This window comes from Endozoicomonas sp. ISHI1 (assembly GCF_024606225.1).
Taxonomy (GTDB): Bacteria; Pseudomonadota; Gammaproteobacteria; order Pseudomonadales; family Endozoicomonadaceae; genus Endozoicomonas_A.
In genome coordinates this window covers 76827-92835 of sequence record NZ_JAGRPU010000024.1, presented here as the reverse complement: position 1 = coordinate 92835, position 16009 = coordinate 76827, and the positions used below count along the sequence as shown (strand labels likewise).

The following is a 16009-nucleotide window of genomic DNA, read 5'->3' as shown; positions in this document are numbered from 1 at the left end:
CAATTCAGACACGTCGTAGTAACGAGTTCCGCCTTTGGTCTTTCTGGCAGGAAGCAGCTCACCTGTACTTTCCCATTTTCGTAGTGTTACTGGGTCTGTACCAAGTAAACGAGCTGCCTCACCTATCCGGTATCTTCACTAATCTCTTATCCATTCTTGAGATTGTATTAGATAGTTTTAGATTATAATAGATTATTGCGAACTGTTTTTAACCCCTGCTTAGAAAAGTTTATTATCATCAGCTTGATACTCTGAAAGCCTCGTCATAAGTGGCTTTCTGAAAGGCGAAGGGTCCTTGCGAACCGCTAGCTAATGTGGGTATTCAGCAGCACAGAATAATGCCAGCACCAGGGTGAAATTCGGGCTTGGCACTGGTTGACGGAAAAAATCCGAGATCAGTATCTTTGCGCGTTTAGGAGTCAATTATCAACTGCACTCAGATTTTTTATGTCAACTCTGATTCAGTTGCACGATTAACAATGTATTTATATTTTGCGTGCTACTTTGATGGCTGCATGGAAATTGAGAATAACGAAAGAGCTGCAGGGCAATAAGTGCTGTCTACAGGAAGTTGGTAGGTTAAGAGGAGTCGGCAGGAGTCAATCGGAGTCGAGGACAACCATCAGCTATAACTTGGGTGGTACTTTGCCGTAACAATCTTAACCATCCTGTGGATGCACAATAGATCCTGGCTTTCGTCTATCCTGAAGAATCTCATCAGTTAGCTTTAACGCTTAGATTCCTGACGATAGGGTAATACATCATGAAAAAATACTGGTACAGCCTAGTGGCTATTCCACAGCTGGTTTTTGCAATTGGCTTTGAGTTCCCTCCTTATCCTAAGTACAACGCAATGCCCCAACCGCATGTGTTCGGACGTGCAATTACTTCGTGTGCCATTCCTGCAGGAACCTATAGGCTTGATGCTCAATATATGGCCAAATTATATAACATCAGTATCAACAAATTGATGCTGAAATTGCATGTCAATCCTGGTGGACTTATGGTCCTGACCCTGCAACTCAAACCTGACGGCAGAGAAGAGTACTATTTGGTTAATCCCTATGGCAACTCAGAGGATTTAGCCAACCTATGCAATGGCTACCATTTCAGCTTTTGGTTTCAGAACATCAATCTACACGGGAAGAGGTTAAGCGGAGAGATCAACGGTGAATTCATAGCAGCGGATCACAAGAATTATCTGAAAGTGCGCGGTATTGTGGAGAGGTATGACCCTTCATGGCAATCCAGGGTGACTATAAAGCTTTCCAATCACCGAATGTCGCTTGCATACCCTTACGTTGAATAAGCATGGCGCTATTGATGGCTATCAATAACGATGGTGGCAAACTCTCTGGAAGCCAAGGTCTCAGTGACGACAAGTTTGCTTGGCTGAGCGGTCATTTGCTATTGCAGCCCTGCGTACAAGGTGGATTTCCGGGTGTGCCAATGCACTGTTTTCTCCACTTCGATTTTTAAAAAGTACGTTATTTTTGTTTTCCGTTTAGAGGTTTTTGATCGGTTTGTATTGGATAAATTGGCAGACGAAAGGTACTGTTTTAGAGCAATCTATGACTTAGCGTATGTGATTCAAAAATCTAAAGGAAAAGCAATGCCAAGAAGAATGACTCAGACCAAAGCCAGCACGCATCAGGCATTAAAAAATACGTCCTATGAAAGTATCGTTGTCAGTTGGTTGATGCAGGATGGTTGGCAGGTTTTTCTGCCTATTCTGGATCATGGACACCAAACGGACATATTAATTTCTGATGGGCCCAGCTATTACAGAATACAGGTCAAAACCGTCGAAGCCTCCAGTGACGACCACATTGTACATAATCAGTGGTCAGAAAGTAATGTCGATGTAGTCGTGTACTTTGCTCGAAATTCAAATTGGGGTTTCATTGCCCCTGCATTCACTGAAAAGAGGCGATCACTGAGTCACCCGGAACATCGGAAATTTATGCACGACAGAAAGAGCTTTCTGCGTGAGTTTCATCAATTTTAAGAGCGTTAGTCATTGCACTCTGGTCGGTATGGCGAGGTATTTGATGTTTTTTGCTTTTTGCCAATATCCGTTGTTTATGAACAATGGAAAAAAGAGTTGCGAAGCATATATTTTCATCGGGTCAATCACTAAGGAACTTGCTGATAAGGCCAGCCCACCTGATCTGATGGAAAAGGTACAAAGGCTGGCTGCACTCCCATAGAAGTGCAGCTCAGAAAGTATGAATTAGCTGTTGTTCATATACTGACTCGGGTCAATGTAGATACCCAACGAGCGTTTGTCGATACGCTTCTCATTGCTCTGTTCTTTATAGCGGAAAACGACCGTATCACCCACAGCAACCTCCAGAATCTTGTCGGCGGAGAGATATTTATATTCGTCATCAGATATGGTCAGTGTATGGATATAATAATCTGGCATACCCAGCCAGTCACTGTGTGGGCCTTCGGTGCTGATGTTCTCAAGAACACCGCGACCTTCCAGTTTTGGCTTGCGCTTTTGGAAGCTTCTTTGCATGGCAGTATTTGGATTACCGAGGAGTCAAAAAGAGTTTTTCAAATGGTGAGTGCCTTAACTCATGTCGCTAACTATAGGAAGACCGTGATCTCATGTCCATAGCAATAGAATGAAAATGTCGCATTTTCCGTGAAATTCATTCGTTTATGACCCGACTGGAATACTTGCCATGAAGGGACGCAAGACATGGGTGAGTCTATGGTTTTTTGCATATTATACGTTTGCGCCGCTGACGCCACTGATGAACGACATTCCAGCGCCAATAGAGCCTGATCAGCAGGTAGCCAAGAAAACCAAGAATAACACCGGTAATTAATGAGCCAAGATAGAGGGGTTTCCAGATTTTGGCCAGCCCGACACCCACGCCATGTAAAGAGAGTTCGAAGGACGTTTCACTGATGGGAACATCCAGGATGTGGCATCCCACCTTATAAGTGAAATAAAAGATGGCTGGCATGGTGACCGGGTTGGTGATCCAGACCAGGGCTACCGAAAGGGGCAGGTTGCAGCGGAATATGACGGCCATGGCAGCAGCCACAACCATCTGGAAGGGCATGGGTATAAAAGCACAGAACACGCCCACGAAAAAAGCACTGGCTGCTGAACGTCGATTCAGGTGCCAGAGGTTGGCATCGTGAATAGCGCTGCCCAGAAATCGCAGATGGCGGTTGCCCTTGATGGTTCCCGGATCCGGCAGATAGCGTTGTATCAGTTTCCTCGCCATGTCCCTTAAATATACTCTTTCTTTGATCTGAGACTGATTTCCAGTCTGCAGTGTGGACAAATCGTTCCAAAAGCAGTGAATCGAATGCAAAGACTCACTCCCTGAGGCTCGGTTGTCCCCGGTTGTTTTGATCAGGCAGTTTTGTGAGCATTAATCACTCACCCTCTCATTGCCTTGCAGAACCGTTTGACGTTATGCCATCTAACAGTGATACCCCCCAGCATAATCCAATCTTGATGACTATGCTGAGAGCCTGATACGTGCGCCAAACTCATATTGGGTCTGACCTGTGCGCTCTCTGTAAAAAAACTCGACATTATGCACTGATTAAATGAAACACACTATCCGTCTTCCCACAGCTTACTGTAGCTATTTATCGGGAATAGTGCTGACGGTTCTTTTTCCGGCAATACCAGGCGATATGTCTATTTGGTTTATCGGCGTTTTGGCCCTGGTGTTTATTGTGATAGGACTGCTGCATGTCATCAAAGAGGCTGTGGCTTGCCAGAGCATTGTAACGGGTGGCAATGACTTCCCTAAGGGTTTTTCGGTGTTGATCCTTCTTTATCTGGGGTTGGGATTGATCGGAATCTTTACAGGGTTTTTACATGCTGATGGGTTGAAGAAGAGCTGGATAAACAGAGAGCAAGAAAGCAGAGCGATGACAGTAACAGGATTCATCTCTGATATGCCTGCTTATCACCTGCACCTCACCCGCTTTGATTTTACTGTGAAAACCGTGGAAGGGAAGACTGCTGAGCATCTTAAAAAGATTCGACTTAGTTGGTATCAGGCACCTGAAATTCAGGCTGGAGACTTGTGGCAGTTACAGGTACGGATTAAGCACCCTCGGGGCAATCGCAGTCCGGGGGCTTTTGACAGAGAGGCCTGGGCGGCCAGAGAGAATATACAGGCAACGGGTTATGTTAAGTCAGGTGAAAAAATAGCGACTTCAGATGATATGGTTTTTTTCAGAAGTCGATATAGAAGTGCGTTACGACAGTGGCTCTATGAACATTGCAGCAAAAATTCTGCCGCCTTGTTATCAGCCTTGTTAATAGGTGATAAGTCGGGAATCTCTCAGCAACAATGGGAATCGTTGAATCAGACCGGTACGACTCATTTAATGGTGATTTCGGGTCTGCATATAGGTCTCATGGCGGCAGTCGGTTACTGGCTAACGATGATGCTGGCCCGAACAGGCGCTCTTCCTCTCAGGAAGATGACCTTGCCCCGATATGCTGCCGGGGCCGGTTTATTGTTTGCCCTGATCTATGCCTTCATGGCCGGCTTTACGGTGCCGGTTCAAAGAGCACTGGTGATGACCGGTCTGGCATTATCGGGTCCTTTGCTGGGTATTAAAGCCAGGCCCACGACTTTGTTCCTGCTGGCGCTTTGTGTCGTTCTGTCCATCGAGCCTTTGGCAATAACCAGTGCCGGTTTCTGGTATTCCTTTTCGGCGGTAGGCATTTTGCTCTACGGTTGCTGTGGCAGGATTTTTATGAATGCCGATATCAACATGGGAGGCAGGACGAGGCTCTGGCTTAGACCTCAATGGCTGGTTTTCCTGATGTTGGCTCCCATGTTGTTGTTCAATCAGCAATCGGTATCCCTGTTTTCGCCCCTGATTAATCTTGTTGCGATTCCTGTCATGGGGCTACTGGTCGTACCTGCTGCTTTTCTTGCGCTGGCATTGCAGCCGTTTTTCTTTTCGGTCTCTATCGGTATTCTTCATTTTCTGGATGACGCTTTCAGGTTTTGGGATGTGGGGCTGGCCACCGTCTCATCAGTGCCTGCTTTCATGCCTGTTGTTAGCATAGGACTGGTACAAGTTGTCCTGATTGCTGGAGCTGTATTGGTTCTGGCTACACCCAGGGGGCTTGGGTTAAGAGTACTTTTCCCCTTTTTTCTGCTGCCTCTTTTTTTTCCTGACAAGGATCACCCGGCAGCAGGAGAGGTGAAAGTGGCTGTACTGGATGTGGGGCAGGGGGTTGCAGTGCTCTTGCAAACTCGTCAGAACATACTGTTGTATGATACCGGAGTGGCTTCCAGAGGCCGTTTCAACTCGGTGGATGGTATCATTGTTCCGTATCTCAGCCGCCTTGGAATTGACCGGGTAGACCGTGTCATAATTTCTCACGGGGATAACGATCATTCGGGTGGGCTTGAATTGATTCATCAACGGTACCCAGAAGCAGAAATTATGTCGGGCTCTGCGGTTACCGGGTTTGAGGGGGCAATGAGTCCCTGTCTGCCTGGAATGAAATGGCAATGGGACGGAGTAGAGTTCGAGGTTTTGTCGGGCAGCCGGTTATCGGTTTCTGACAACGAGCGATCTTGTGTGTTGAGAGTGACAGCAGGTAATGAAAAGCTGCTCTTAACCGGTGATATTGGTAAAAAAACCGAGTCTCATCTAATCAATCAGTTTGAAAGTCTCGAGGCTGACTACCTACTGCTTCCACATCATGGTAGCCGTTTTTCAGGTTCGCAAGCGTTTTTGTCCCTGGTCAATCCATCACAGGTGCTGGTGTCCTCGGGTTATCGAAATCCATATGGACATCCGGCGGAGGAGACCCTGAATCGGGTTGAGCGACTCGGGGCAACTCTCTACAACACGGCTACTTCAGGAACGCTTAGTTTTGTCATGGGGCGGGGCCCGGAGGCAGTGAAAAAGTACAAAATTCAAAGTGCCAGATATTGGTGGCGCTGAGTGTAGAGCTACAGTTTAATCGTTGCAGCCATATTGTTGGCAATATTGCGGCTGATACGCATGTGTTCGTGGTTTTAAGCTGATGCTCTATGATAGAGTCTTTTCATTAAACAGGCTTCTGGAAGGGAATGGGCTGTGTTCGAATTGGTGAAATCCGGTGGTTGGCTGATGCTGCCAATCCTGCTGAGTTCTGTCATTGCCATGGCAATTATTTTTGAACGTCTCTGGACGCTCAGGCCGTCGCGCATTGCACCCAGAAATACTCTGTCTCAGGTCTGGAAGTGGATCAAGAATAATGACCTGGACAGCAAGAAAGTCAGTGGCTTGAGGAGCGGGTCTCCGTTGGGTGAAATCCTTGCGGCAGGCATCAGTAATGCCCGGTATGGCCGCGATATCATGAAAGAAAGTATTGAGGAGCAGGCTGGCAGGGTTATTCATGAACTGGAACGTTATCTTAATACTTTGGGAACGGTTGCTGCCATTGCGCCTTTGCTGGGCCTGTTGGGTACAGTGATTGGTATGATTGATGTGTTTACCGTGATCATGCTGGAAGGCACAGGTAATGCCGGCGTGCTGGCAGGGGGGATCTCCAAAGCTCTGATTACCACTGCAGCTGGCCTGACCGTGGCGATTCCCAGCCTGATCTTTCACCGTTATTTTACCCGCCGTGTGGATGAGCTGGTTGTCACCATGGAGCAGGAAGCCACCAAGTTGGTGGAAGTGCTTCAGGGAGAGCGAAAGCTAAAAGACCGCGAGGGCAAGTGATGAAATTTCGTCGCCAGTCCCGGGAAGAGGTCTCGCTCAACCTGACACCACTGATTGACGTGGTCTTTTTATTGCTGATCTTCTTTATGGTTTCGACGACCTTCACCAAGGAGACTCAGCTGGCCATTGATTTACCGGAGGCCAGTGGTGAGCAAAGAGCAGCTGTTGAGAAGACCCGGGTGGAAATTACCATCAGCCGTGAAGGTTATTATGCTGTGAACGGACGGTCTCTCGTGAACAGCAGTCTGGACACACTGAAAAATGCCTTGGCAAAAGTCAGTGAAGGAGACTCCAACCTGCCTCTTACTATCACGGCAGACGCCAATACGCCTTATCAGTCAGTGGTAACCGCCATGGATGCTGCCGGACAGCTGGGTTTTGCAAACCTCAGCATGACAACTCGAAAACCGGTAGAATCAGAGCAGTAACGGTGAATGAGCCAGAAAGGCCCGTGACCTCTGATACAAGCGCAGTCTTCACAGGCTGCGTTTGCATTTTTTAGTTAAGAGTGACTGACTCCTCATGGAAAACAAAGAATCTCGTCGTTGGCAGGCAGTAATCAGTGACTCGGTTCTCAACTCATGGTACGGCCGCGGGTTCTGGACCCGACTGTTGCTTCCATTGTCTTTTTTATACGCCCGGATAGCCCGAAATCGCCGGATGAAGCTGGAACACTCCGAGCGCTGGCGGTCGCCTGTTCCCGTCATTATTGTTGGCAATATTACGGTAGGGGGTACGGGTAAGACGCCTTTTGTAGCCAGTTTGGTAGCAAGATTAATCCGGCAGGGATTTAAGCCAGGGGTCGCCAGTCGCGGCTTTGGAGCCGACAAAAGCATTCAATTACCCGCAGAAGTTTTGCCTGAGTCCGATCCTGCACTGGTTGGGGATGAGCCTGTAATGCTGGCTCAGCAGCTGAATGTCCCGATCATGGTGGATCCGGATCGGGTTTCAGCAGCAAAAGCACTGATTGAGCAGAAAAATTGTAATCTGGTGATCGCTGATGATGGTCTTCAACACTATAATCTGGATCGTCACGTTGAATTGGTGGTGTTGGATGGCCAGAGAATGCTGGGTAATGGTCTCAACTTGCCTGCCGGGCCCCTCAGGGAGCCACCCGGCAGGCTCAGGGAAGTCGATCAGGTTGTGATCAATGGTAAGCCCTCCGGTGTGGTTGATTGTCACTTTGACTGTTTTTTCCTTGAGCCTGATGCACTCAGGCCTGTCAATGGGAAGAATACGGATCAGCCGCCTGTCTCCGGTAAAGTTCATGCAGTGGCAGGTATAGGGAATCCGGAGCGCTTTTTCAGAACGCTGGAAAAACTGGGATATGAGGTGATTCCCCATCCTTTTCCCGATCATTATGGGTTCAGGAAAGAAGATTTTCAGTTTCGGGACAATCTGCCCGTTATCATGACGGCCAAGGATGCAGTAAAATGCTCTGCTTTCGCAGAATCCCGTTTCTGGTTTCTGCCGGTTCGGGCCAGAGTGCCTGAGACGGTTTTTGAACGCATTCTGACACTGATTGAAACTAATGGGCCGCAGAGTCGGTCTGATAAGGATACCCATGGACAAGAAGCTGTTTGAGATTCTGGCCTGTCCCCTCTGCAAGGGCAATCTGAAATACGACAAATCAGCGGCTGAGCTGATTTGTCGACCCTGCGGCATGGCCTATCCCATTCGTGATGGTATTCCTGTCATGCTGGAAAACGAAGCTCGTACCCTGACTGCTGATGAGCGGCTGGAGGGCGGCGAGGCGGCATCTTCCCAAGAGGATACATCTGCCTGATGAGTGCTTCCACTGCTCCGTTTACAGTTGTTATTCCTGCCCGATTCAGTTCCAGTCGTCTGCCTGGCAAGCCACTGATTGATATCTGCGGTAAGCCTATGATTCAGCACGTCTATGAGCGAGCCTGTGAGAGTCAGGCCACTCGTGTCATTATCGCGACTGATGATGAGCGTATCATCAATGCCGTTGAAAAGTTCGATGCCGAGGCTTGCATGACGCTGGCCGGCCATCCTTCAGGAACCGATCGTCTTCAGGAGGTCACTCGTCTCTATGAAATGGGTGACAACGAAGTGATTGTTAATGTGCAGGGTGATGAGCCACTGATTCCGGCAAAAGTCATCGATCAGGTGGCTAATAATCTGATAAAGACTGAGACAGCGGGTGCTGCAACACTTTCCGAGCCTGTGCGGAATCGAGCCGATCTGTTTAATCCCAATGTGGTCAAAGTAGTGACTGATCGTGAAGGGTTTGCCCTTTACTTCAGTCGCGCTCCTGTGCCCTGGGCCAGAGATGAGTTTGCCGAGAATGGCAGCTCACTGCCCACAGTGGATATTTACAGACGCCACATTGGTATCTATGCGTATCGTGTCAGTCTGCTGAATCAGTATGTGCAATGGGAACAGAGTCCGGTTGAGTCCGTTGAGTCTCTCGAACAGTTGAGACTGCTCTGGAATGGCCATCGTATTCACGTGGCTGACGCCATGGAGACGCCTCCCCATGGGGTGGATACGGAAGCTGATCTTAAAGTGATCAGGGGGCTCGTGGAAAACAGGCTGGCCGATATTTCCTGATGAGAATTCTTGAAAACTATTCCCTCGAAGCCCTGAATACCTTTGGTTTCAGGGTCAATGCTCGCTATTTTGCTGAGGTAGGCTCGATCGGGGACCTTCATGAGGCCATCGCTTTTGCCACTCTGAAAAAACTGCCCGTTGTTCCTCTGGGGGGAGGCAGTAATCTGGTGTTAAGTAGTGATCAGGAAGCTTTGTTTATTCATGTCAATATCCTTGGTAAAAAGATCATTTCCCGAGAGGCTGGATGTGTCAGTGTGACTGCGGGAGCGGGTGAGAACTGGCATGGGTTTGTCCGCTGGACTTTGGGTAAACGGGCATTTGGGCTTGAGAATCTCTCCCTGATTCCGGGGAATGTGGGTGCAGCGCCGATTCAGAATATTGGTGCTTATGGTGTTGAAATCAAAGATTACTTCCAGAGTCTGGAAGCGCTGGATATTCAGTCTGGAGAACTGAAATGCTTTTCTCTTGAGGATTGCCAGTTTGGCTATCGTGACTCGATCTTCAAACAGTCGGCTCGTGACCATTTTATTATCACTTCTGTTACGTTTGCTCTGGATGCCAACTGGTTGCCCAGACTCTCTTATGGCCATTTGCAGCAGGAAGTAGAGCGGCGCTCAAACAAGCATCCTGATGCCTTTGCGATCAGTGACGTGGTCTGTGATATTCGCAGAGAAAAGTTGCCTGACCCATCAGAACTGGGTAATGCCGGTAGCTTTTTTAAAAACCCTCTGGTGGATGAAGCGCTTTTGAAGAGGGTGCAGACAGATTACCCTGACATCGTGGCCTATCCCTTTGAAGGGCGTTGGAAGCTGGCCGCTGGCTGGCTGATTGATCGGGCAGGCCTCAAGGGTTTTCGTCAGGGATCGGTTGGCACTTATCACAAGCAGGCTCTGGTACTGGTCAATCATGGCGGGGCAGAGCCTGATGATTTGCTGAGGCTGGCCAGACACATCCGGGCTGTTGTTCATGATCAGTTCGGTGTCGAGCTTGAGATGGAACCAAGAGTCTATTGATTTTTATTCTGTTCTCTCAAAAACCAGTGCCAGTTTTCTGGCAATCTTTTTCCCTTCTTGTGGTGAAGAAAAAACCGTTTCCGGGCTGTCTACTCTTAAGTAAGTACGAGATTTTTTCTGTTCGATGAAAGCCTGTGATGCAGTGAGGCTTGTACTGTAAATGGAGTTTTCATGCGCAGTGTTCTGTCATTATTGGTGCCATACCTGTTTGTGAGCCTATTGGTTACAAGCGTGTCCGCGGAAGATTGGCTGTCAGCCCCTTCCGCCTTCTCAGAGCCCGGTGTCCGAATCAAGAGTGAAGGCCATTCAGAAGCTGCTTCCAGTCAGCAGTTGATCAGTTGGATGTCGACAGCGCCCCAGCACGGTATTGAGTTCCCTCAGAGTCAGTGGCTGCAGTTGGCGACTGATCCCTCTGAGCAGAATGTTCGAAAAGTAGCTTCCGAATTTGCGGCTTATCTGGATACCGGGCGACTGGACAGAAGAGTTTATCAGCCCGGATGGAGGATTGCAGACACAGCTGCCTTGCCTGTATTACAGGAGCATATGGACTCCAACTCGCTTGATTTGATTGAGCCCAGGCTGCCGCAATATGAGTTGTTCAAGAAAACACTGCAACGATTGAATACTCATCTGGAAAAAGCCATTGATCACTTTCCGGCGGATAGGGTGCTGCAAGAAGGAGATCGTCATCCTTCCATTTTGACTCTGAACCGATGGTTGATTGATCTGGATCTGGCCGATCGTTTGCCAGCAGGGCAGTTCAGTCGATCCCACACGTCAGTGATCAAGAATTTACAAAAGCAATATAGGATTCGTGCGGACGGGTATATTGGTCAGCGCACTCGTCAGGCTCTGGTTGCATTAACCCTTGAAAGAATCAAAGTCCTGAAGGTGAATATGGAGCGAATGAGGTGGATGCCCAGATCATTGCCTTATCCTCATGTGCTGGTGGATATTGCTGGTTTTAATGTGGCCTGGGTGACGGGTAGAGAAAAACAGAGGCTCTATCGGGCCATCGTTGGCAAGCCTTCTCGCCAGACTCCGATTTTTCAGGAAAGTATAGAGAGTATTACAGTCAATCCTTACTGGCGAGTACCATCTTCTATTTCCTCAACTTCGTTATTGAGAAGGGCTCAGAAAGATCCTGCATTCCTGAAACGTGAGGGTTTTTCTGTTTATGAGAGCTGGAAATCAAGTGCAAGAGAGCTGGATCCTGATACTATCAACTGGAACAAATACAGTCAGAGGGGCTTTCCCTATCGTTTGGAGCAGAAGCCGGGGAAGGTGAATCCATTGGGTAAGTATAAGTTGGACTCTCCCAATGCCTACAGTGTCTATCTGCACGATACTGACAAGCCAGATCTTTTCAGGCAGTCTGTCAGAACCTTCAGTTCCGGTTGCACCCGGGTTGAGAATATTGAGCATTTAATCGGTAATATTCTTAAAAGTCAGGGAATGGAAAATGAAGTAAGGACGTTGCAGGCCACCACGGAGACAGGTAAGTTAAAACTCAGAAAACCCGTTCCACTCTATTTTGTTTACTTCACAGCCTGGCCAGATAGCAGTGGCCGTGTTCGATTCAGGCCGGACATTTACAACCTGGATGATGCTTTGTTGGCCAGACTGTAAGTGCAATCAAAACAGGCTTTCGAATTATCTTCGCTATAGGCATTGTAAGTTGGTATGCTGACGGTATTGACTGGACCATCTTCATGGATTGACACTCTGTTACTTTCAGGGACAGGGTGTTTTTAGCCGATAAGAGTTTTCGGATGACTGCCAAGACAGCCGCTGTGTCTTCTATACCTCAGACCCATCGTCAGGAATTGATTGTTGATTTAATTCGTCAGCATGGCTTTATGACGACAGATGAATTGGTGCAACACTTTAAAGTGGCTGCCCAGACGATTCGCAGAGATCTCAATGAGTTGGACAAAAAAAAACTGATCTCACGGCATCATGGTGGGGCAGGTCTGCCGTCCAGTAGTACTGTTAATACTGCTTATTCTGAGCGAAAGATGAGCCTGAGTGAAGAAAAGGATCGCATTGCAGCAGAGCTGGTCAAGAGAATACCTGATGGTGCATCGCTGTTTATCAATATCGGCACTTCAACTGAAGCGGTTGCCAGGGCATTGCTTAATCACAGGGCGTTAAGAGTCGTTACCAATAACCTTCATGTGGCTTCAATTCTTTTACAGCGTGAAGACTTTACCGTTGTGATTGCAGGGGGGGAAGTTCGAAATCGTGATGGTGGTATTGTCGGTCAGGCAACTCGGGATTTTATTGAACAATTCAGAGTAGATTATGCTGTTATGGGGATCAGTGGTATCGATATGGACGGAGCCCTGATGGACTTCGATTATCATGAGGTTAGGGTCGCACAGGCCATGATTGGTAATGCCAAACACTGTTTTCTGGCGGCAGACCATAGTAAATACGGACGGAGTGCCATGGTCAGGTTGGGGCATCTTGAGCAGATTGATGTCTTATTCACGGATGTTGAGCCACCTGAGCCACTCGAGGAGGTTATAGCAAATTCGGCGATAGAGTTGGTGATTTGCGACTAGCAATTATCGTTGTTAAAAAAAGGAGAGGTATTACCTCTCCTTTTTTTTATAAGAGTCGATGTAGTCTGACAGGTCTACAACGATGGACTCTCTTCGAAACAACTAAGCCCGGTGATGGCTCACCGGGCTGGATTATTAGTTTTCCTGTGATGCAGAGATAGCGGATTTTTGGTCTTCAGATGGTTTGTTTTCAGACTGCTGAGTAGCTGCTGTAGCTCGCTGTTGCTCCTGGCGACGCTTCATACGAGGGTCGTTGTGAGCGCGGCTGCGTCTGCGTCGCGGGGCAGGCTCTTCCTTCTTGCTGAACTCAACAATATTCGAGGTTGGCTCAGCTAAAGCATCAGGCTTGACCGCCTCAGGGGCTTCCTGGTTTTGAGGTGCGGCTTCAGTCGATTGTGCCGGAGAGGGTGTTTCTGTCTCTGCTGGAGCAGCTGCCATGGTGGTCTCAGTCCCCACAGCGGCAGGCTTGGCAGATTCTTCTGCTTTTGCAGCTCTGGGTTCAGCACCTGGCTGAACCGGAATATTCGGCTGCTGAAGAGGAGTTGCCTCTCTGTGGCTATTGGCGGCCACTGCCTTGGCCATTTCAGTCATTCGAGGTGTGGTGGTTTTAAGTCCTTCTGTAACCGGCTGCGTAGCATCTGCTTTATGACGGACGTCTTCAGCGTGAGGCTTCTGCTCAGTGGCAGGAGCTGGCTTGCTGACAGCTTCTTCAGTCTGTCCGATTGCTGGCGCTTCGGCAACTACCTCGACCGTTTCTGGCTGGTGGGTAACTTGCTGCCTGGATTCTCTGGTAACCGTGTTTTCAGCCGAAGCTTCCTGCGGCGTTTTTACTCCCTGTTGGAGAGCTGGTTTATTTCTCTGCCTTTGAGGAGCTTGTTCTAAAGGCTCTTTAACAGCCGCAGGCGCATTAATAGCCGCAGGTGCCCGGGTGGCCGCAGGGTGTGCCGGGTCATCTGTCCTGCTTTCTTCAGGCTTTGAGAGTGAAGGCAGTACAGGTTGTTCCAGTTGGCTTCGATCTCTCTGGGAGGGGCGGTTGTTTCTTCTGCGATGTGCAGTGCCGGGGCGACGGCGACGACGGTTATCTTCCTGCTGTTCAGAAGTGGTCTGGTCCTGATGTTTCGGTTCTGTTAAAGGCTCACGACGATCTCTTCTTTCTTGTTGCAGGCGACGAGAGCTACGCTCTTCCGGCTGCTGGCGAATATTGCGTTCCTGCCGGGACGTGTTGTCTTTTCTCTCGTCCTGCTGGCGACCACTGCGACGGCGCTCGTGGCGAGCTTGGCGACCATCAGGCTGCTCTTTGTGGTGCTGTGGCTTAGTGCGTTGCTGGCGCTGGCCACGATGATCCCGTTGTTGAGAGTCGCGTTGTTGACTATTGCGATCTCTTGGCTGACGAGCAGGTTTGTGAGTTTCAGTCTGGGCAGGCTTTTCAGGGGTTTCTTCAGCTGCGAAGAGGCCGCCAATCGCTTTGACAAAAGATTTAAGCAGGCCTTGTTTTTCAGCCTGAGCCGGCGCAGGTTGAGTCGGAGCTACGTTCTTGACTGCCGCTTCCTGCCGGGGTGTAGCTTTGGTCTGGGAAGAAGCCGCTTTTTCTTCCTGTGGTTCTTCGGCAGAGATGATTTCGTAGCTGCTCTCAGAGCCTTCCAGTACGTGGTCATCTCTTAGGCGCTGTACGTCGTAATGAGGCGTTTCGAGATTAGGGTTGGGAATCGCAACAATGCGGATCCTGTGACGTTTCTCAATCTTGGCGATGGTCTGCCGTTTCTCATTTAACAGGAATGCAGCTACAGCGACTGGTACCTGGGCACGGATTTCAGAAGTCTTGTCTTTCAGGGCTTCTTCTTCCATTAAACGTAGGATGGATAAAGCCAGAGATTCAATGTCACGGATAGTACCCTGACCAGAACATCTTGGGCAGACTACGCCGCTGGTTTCACCCAGTGAAGGGCGCAGACGCTGACGTGACATTTCCAGCAGCCCGAATAGAGAAATTCGTCCGGTCTGGACGCGCGCGCGATCCATGGATAGAGCCTGACGGATGCGGTTCTCGACTTCGCGCTGATTGCGGTTGTGGCTCATGTCGATGAAGTCGATCACAATCAGACCGCCGATATCACGGAGTCTGAGCTGCCGGGCAATTTCATCGGCCGCTTCCAGGTTGGTGTTCAGTGCGGTTTCTTCGATATCGCCACCACGGGTTGCACGGGCGGAGTTAATGTCAATGGAAACCAGGGCTTCAGTGGGGTCAATGACAATAGAACCACCGGAAGGTAGCTTAACTTCGCGCTGGAAGGCTGTTTCAATCTGGGATTCGATCTGGAAGCGGTTGAACAGTGGAATGCTGTCTTTATACAGCTTGACCTTGTGCTGATATTGAGGCATCACGCGCCTGATGAAATCCAGGGCTTCGTCAAATACGCTGGTTTTGTCGATCAGTACTTCGCCAATGTCCTGACGCAGATAATCTCGGATCGCACGAATAATAACGTTGCTTTCCTGATAAATCAGCATGGGTGCAGGCTTTTGCGCTGCATCTTTGATGGAACTCCAGAGTTGAAGCAGGTAGTCGAGGTCCCATTGCAGCTCTTCTCTGGAGCAACCGAGGCCCGCGGTGCGCACAATAACACCCATTTCGGAAGGGGTATTGAGGTTGCTGAGAATTTCACGGAGCTCAGCCCGCTCATTACCTTCAATGCGACGGGAAATACCGCCGGCTCTGGGGTTGTTCGGCATCAGAACAAGGTAACGACCTGCCAGGCTGACTAGTGTCGTGAGAGCCGCACCTTTGTTACCACGCTCTTCCTTATCAACCTGAACAATGACTTCCTGCCCTTCCCTGATGACGTCCCTGATATTGGGGCGACCACCTTGGTGGGGGGAGCTGAAGTATTCCCGGGATATCTCTTTCAGGGGGAGGAATCCGTGACGTTCAGCGCCAAAATCGACAAAAGCAGCCTCCAGGCTGGGCTCAACCCGGGTGATTTTTCCTTTGTAGATATTAGCTTTTTTCTGTTTACGAGCGCCGGACTCAATGTCCAGATCGTATAGTCGCTGGCCATCAACCAGTGCAACGCGCAACTCTTCAGACTGAGTTGCATTGATTAACATTCTCTTCATAGAGTACCGAATAAA

At 49.1% G+C, this 16009-nt stretch carries 15 protein-coding genes; 11 read left to right on the top strand and 4 right to left on the bottom strand.

Translation table 11 applies throughout. The features are described from left to right. Positions 1-126 (bottom strand): MerR family DNA-binding transcriptional regulator (locus KBW69_RS23840; RefSeq protein WP_373690704.1); only part of this gene is annotated, 126 nt, incomplete at its 3' end. Positions 127-763: 637 nt separating this feature from the next. On the opposite strand from KBW69_RS23840, the gene KBW69_RS15575 reads away from it, so the two are divergent. Together KBW69_RS15575 and KBW69_RS15570 are read left to right on the top strand one after the other, a co-directional pair. Continuing rightward, positions 764-1309, top strand: coding sequence for a hypothetical protein (locus tag KBW69_RS15575; protein ID WP_257281447.1), 546 nt, complete (start codon positions 764-766; stop codon positions 1307-1309). Between the two features lie 303 nt (positions 1310-1612). Then, entirely contained in the window at positions 1613-2008 is a 396-nt protein-coding gene (locus tag KBW69_RS15570; RefSeq protein WP_257252916.1) for a hypothetical protein, read from the top strand. Positions 2009-2233: 225 nt separating this feature from the next. Here the strand turns inward: KBW69_RS15570 and KBW69_RS15565 are convergent, their stop codons facing one another. Both KBW69_RS15565 and KBW69_RS15560 read right to left on the bottom strand, forming a co-directional pair. Next, a complete protein-coding gene (locus KBW69_RS15565) occupies positions 2234-2524 on the bottom strand; it encodes a hypothetical protein (protein WP_257252918.1) in 291 nt (96 codons plus the stop codon). 196 nt (positions 2525-2720) lie between these two features. After that, the gene (locus tag KBW69_RS15560) at positions 2721-3248 is read right to left on the bottom strand and encodes a DUF2062 domain-containing protein (RefSeq protein WP_257252920.1); all 528 of its coding nucleotides are present in this window, start codon (positions 3246-3248) and stop codon (positions 2721-2723) included. A gap of 421 nt (positions 3249-3669) precedes the next feature. Between KBW69_RS15560 and KBW69_RS15555 the strand changes: the two genes are divergently transcribed. The 9 genes from KBW69_RS15555 (at position 3670) to KBW69_RS15515 (ending at position 12880) form a co-directional block, all read left to right on the top strand. After that, positions 3670-5958 carry a DNA internalization-related competence protein ComEC/Rec2 gene (locus KBW69_RS15555; RefSeq protein ID WP_257281446.1) on the top strand — a complete coding sequence of 763 codons (2289 nt, stop codon included), beginning with the start codon at positions 3670-3672 and terminating at the stop codon, positions 5956-5958. A gap of 135 nt (positions 5959-6093) precedes the next feature. Then, the gene (locus tag KBW69_RS15550) at positions 6094-6723 is read left to right on the top strand and encodes a MotA/TolQ/ExbB proton channel family protein (RefSeq protein WP_257252922.1); all 630 of its coding nucleotides are present in this window, start codon (positions 6094-6096) and stop codon (positions 6721-6723) included. Then, positions 6723-7151: a biopolymer transporter ExbD gene (locus KBW69_RS15545; RefSeq protein WP_257252924.1), complete on the top strand. Its 429-nt coding sequence runs from the start codon at positions 6723-6725 to the stop codon at positions 7149-7151. The genes KBW69_RS15550 and KBW69_RS15545 overlap by 1 nt, the downstream gene beginning before the upstream one ends. 94 nt (positions 7152-7245) lie before the next feature. Continuing rightward, the gene (lpxK, locus tag KBW69_RS15540) at positions 7246-8307 is read left to right on the top strand and encodes a tetraacyldisaccharide 4'-kinase (protein WP_257252925.1); all 1062 of its coding nucleotides are present in this window, start codon (positions 7246-7248) and stop codon (positions 8305-8307) included. Further along, positions 8288-8509 (top strand): Trm112 family protein, encoded by a 222-nt coding sequence (locus KBW69_RS15535; RefSeq protein ID WP_257252927.1) that lies wholly within the window; start codon positions 8288-8290, stop codon positions 8507-8509. Before lpxK ends, KBW69_RS15535 begins: the two co-directional genes overlap by 20 nt. Continuing rightward, positions 8509-9300 carry a 3-deoxy-manno-octulosonate cytidylyltransferase gene (gene kdsB / locus KBW69_RS15530; RefSeq protein ID WP_257274769.1) on the top strand — a complete coding sequence of 264 codons (792 nt, stop codon included), beginning with the start codon at positions 8509-8511 and terminating at the stop codon, positions 9298-9300. Before KBW69_RS15535 ends, kdsB begins: the two co-directional genes overlap by 1 nt. Next, positions 9300-10313 (top strand): UDP-N-acetylmuramate dehydrogenase, encoded by a 1014-nt coding sequence (gene murB, locus KBW69_RS15525; protein WP_257252929.1) that lies wholly within the window; start codon positions 9300-9302, stop codon positions 10311-10313. The genes kdsB and murB overlap by 1 nt, the downstream gene beginning before the upstream one ends. Positions 10314-10655: 342 nt before the next feature. Beyond that, positions 10656-11942 carry a L,D-transpeptidase family protein gene (locus tag KBW69_RS15520; RefSeq protein WP_257281445.1) on the top strand — a complete coding sequence of 429 codons (1287 nt, stop codon included), beginning with the start codon at positions 10656-10658 and terminating at the stop codon, positions 11940-11942. Positions 11943-12115: 173 nt separating this feature from the next. Then, positions 12116-12880 (top strand): DeoR/GlpR family transcriptional regulator, encoded by a 765-nt coding sequence (locus KBW69_RS15515; RefSeq protein WP_257252937.1) that lies wholly within the window; start codon positions 12116-12118, stop codon positions 12878-12880. 135 nt (positions 12881-13015) lie between these two features. Here KBW69_RS15515 and rne read toward each other — a convergent pair whose 3' ends face one another. Then, the gene (rne, locus tag KBW69_RS15510; protein ID WP_257281444.1) at positions 13016-15994 is read right to left on the bottom strand and encodes a ribonuclease E; all 2979 of its coding nucleotides are present in this window, start codon (positions 15992-15994) and stop codon (positions 13016-13018) included. Between the last annotated feature and the right edge of the window lie 15 nt (positions 15995-16009).

Bases quoted from the DNA above. Each gene is read 5' to 3' on its own strand.
- KBW69_RS15555 (WP_257281446.1), top strand. From the start codon at position 3,670: ATGTCTATTTGGTTTATCGGCGTTTTGGCCCTGGTGTTTATTGTGATA.
- KBW69_RS15520 (WP_257281445.1), top strand. From the start codon at position 10,656: ATGTCGACAGCGCCCCAGCACGGTATTGAGTTCCCTCAGAGTCAGTGG.
- KBW69_RS15545 (WP_257252924.1), top strand. From the start codon at position 6,723: ATGAAATTTCGTCGCCAGTCCCGGGAAGAGGTCTCGCTCAACCTGACA.
- kdsB (WP_257274769.1), top strand. From the start codon at position 8,509: ATGAGTGCTTCCACTGCTCCGTTTACAGTTGTTATTCCTGCCCGATTC.
- rne (WP_257281444.1), bottom strand. From the start codon at position 15,994: ATGAAGAGAATGTTAATCAATGCAACTCAGTCTGAAGAGTTGCGCGTT.
- KBW69_RS15570 (WP_257252916.1), top strand. From the start codon at position 1,613: ATGCCAAGAAGAATGACTCAGACCAAAGCCAGCACGCATCAGGCATTA.
- KBW69_RS15535 (WP_257252927.1), top strand. From the start codon at position 8,288: ATGGACAAGAAGCTGTTTGAGATTCTGGCCTGTCCCCTCTGCAAGGGC.
- KBW69_RS15560 (WP_257252920.1), bottom strand. From the start codon at position 3,248: ATGGCGAGGAAACTGATACAACGCTATCTGCCGGATCCGGGAACCATC.
- KBW69_RS15565 (WP_257252918.1), bottom strand. From the start codon at position 2,524: ATGCAAAGAAGCTTCCAAAAGCGCAAGCCAAAACTGGAAGGTCGCGGT.
- KBW69_RS15575 (WP_257281447.1), top strand. From the start codon at position 764: ATGAAAAAATACTGGTACAGCCTAGTGGCTATTCCACAGCTGGTTTTT.
- murB (WP_257252929.1), top strand. From the start codon at position 9,300: ATGAGAATTCTTGAAAACTATTCCCTCGAAGCCCTGAATACCTTTGGT.
- lpxK (WP_257252925.1), top strand. From the start codon at position 7,246: ATGGAAAACAAAGAATCTCGTCGTTGGCAGGCAGTAATCAGTGACTCG.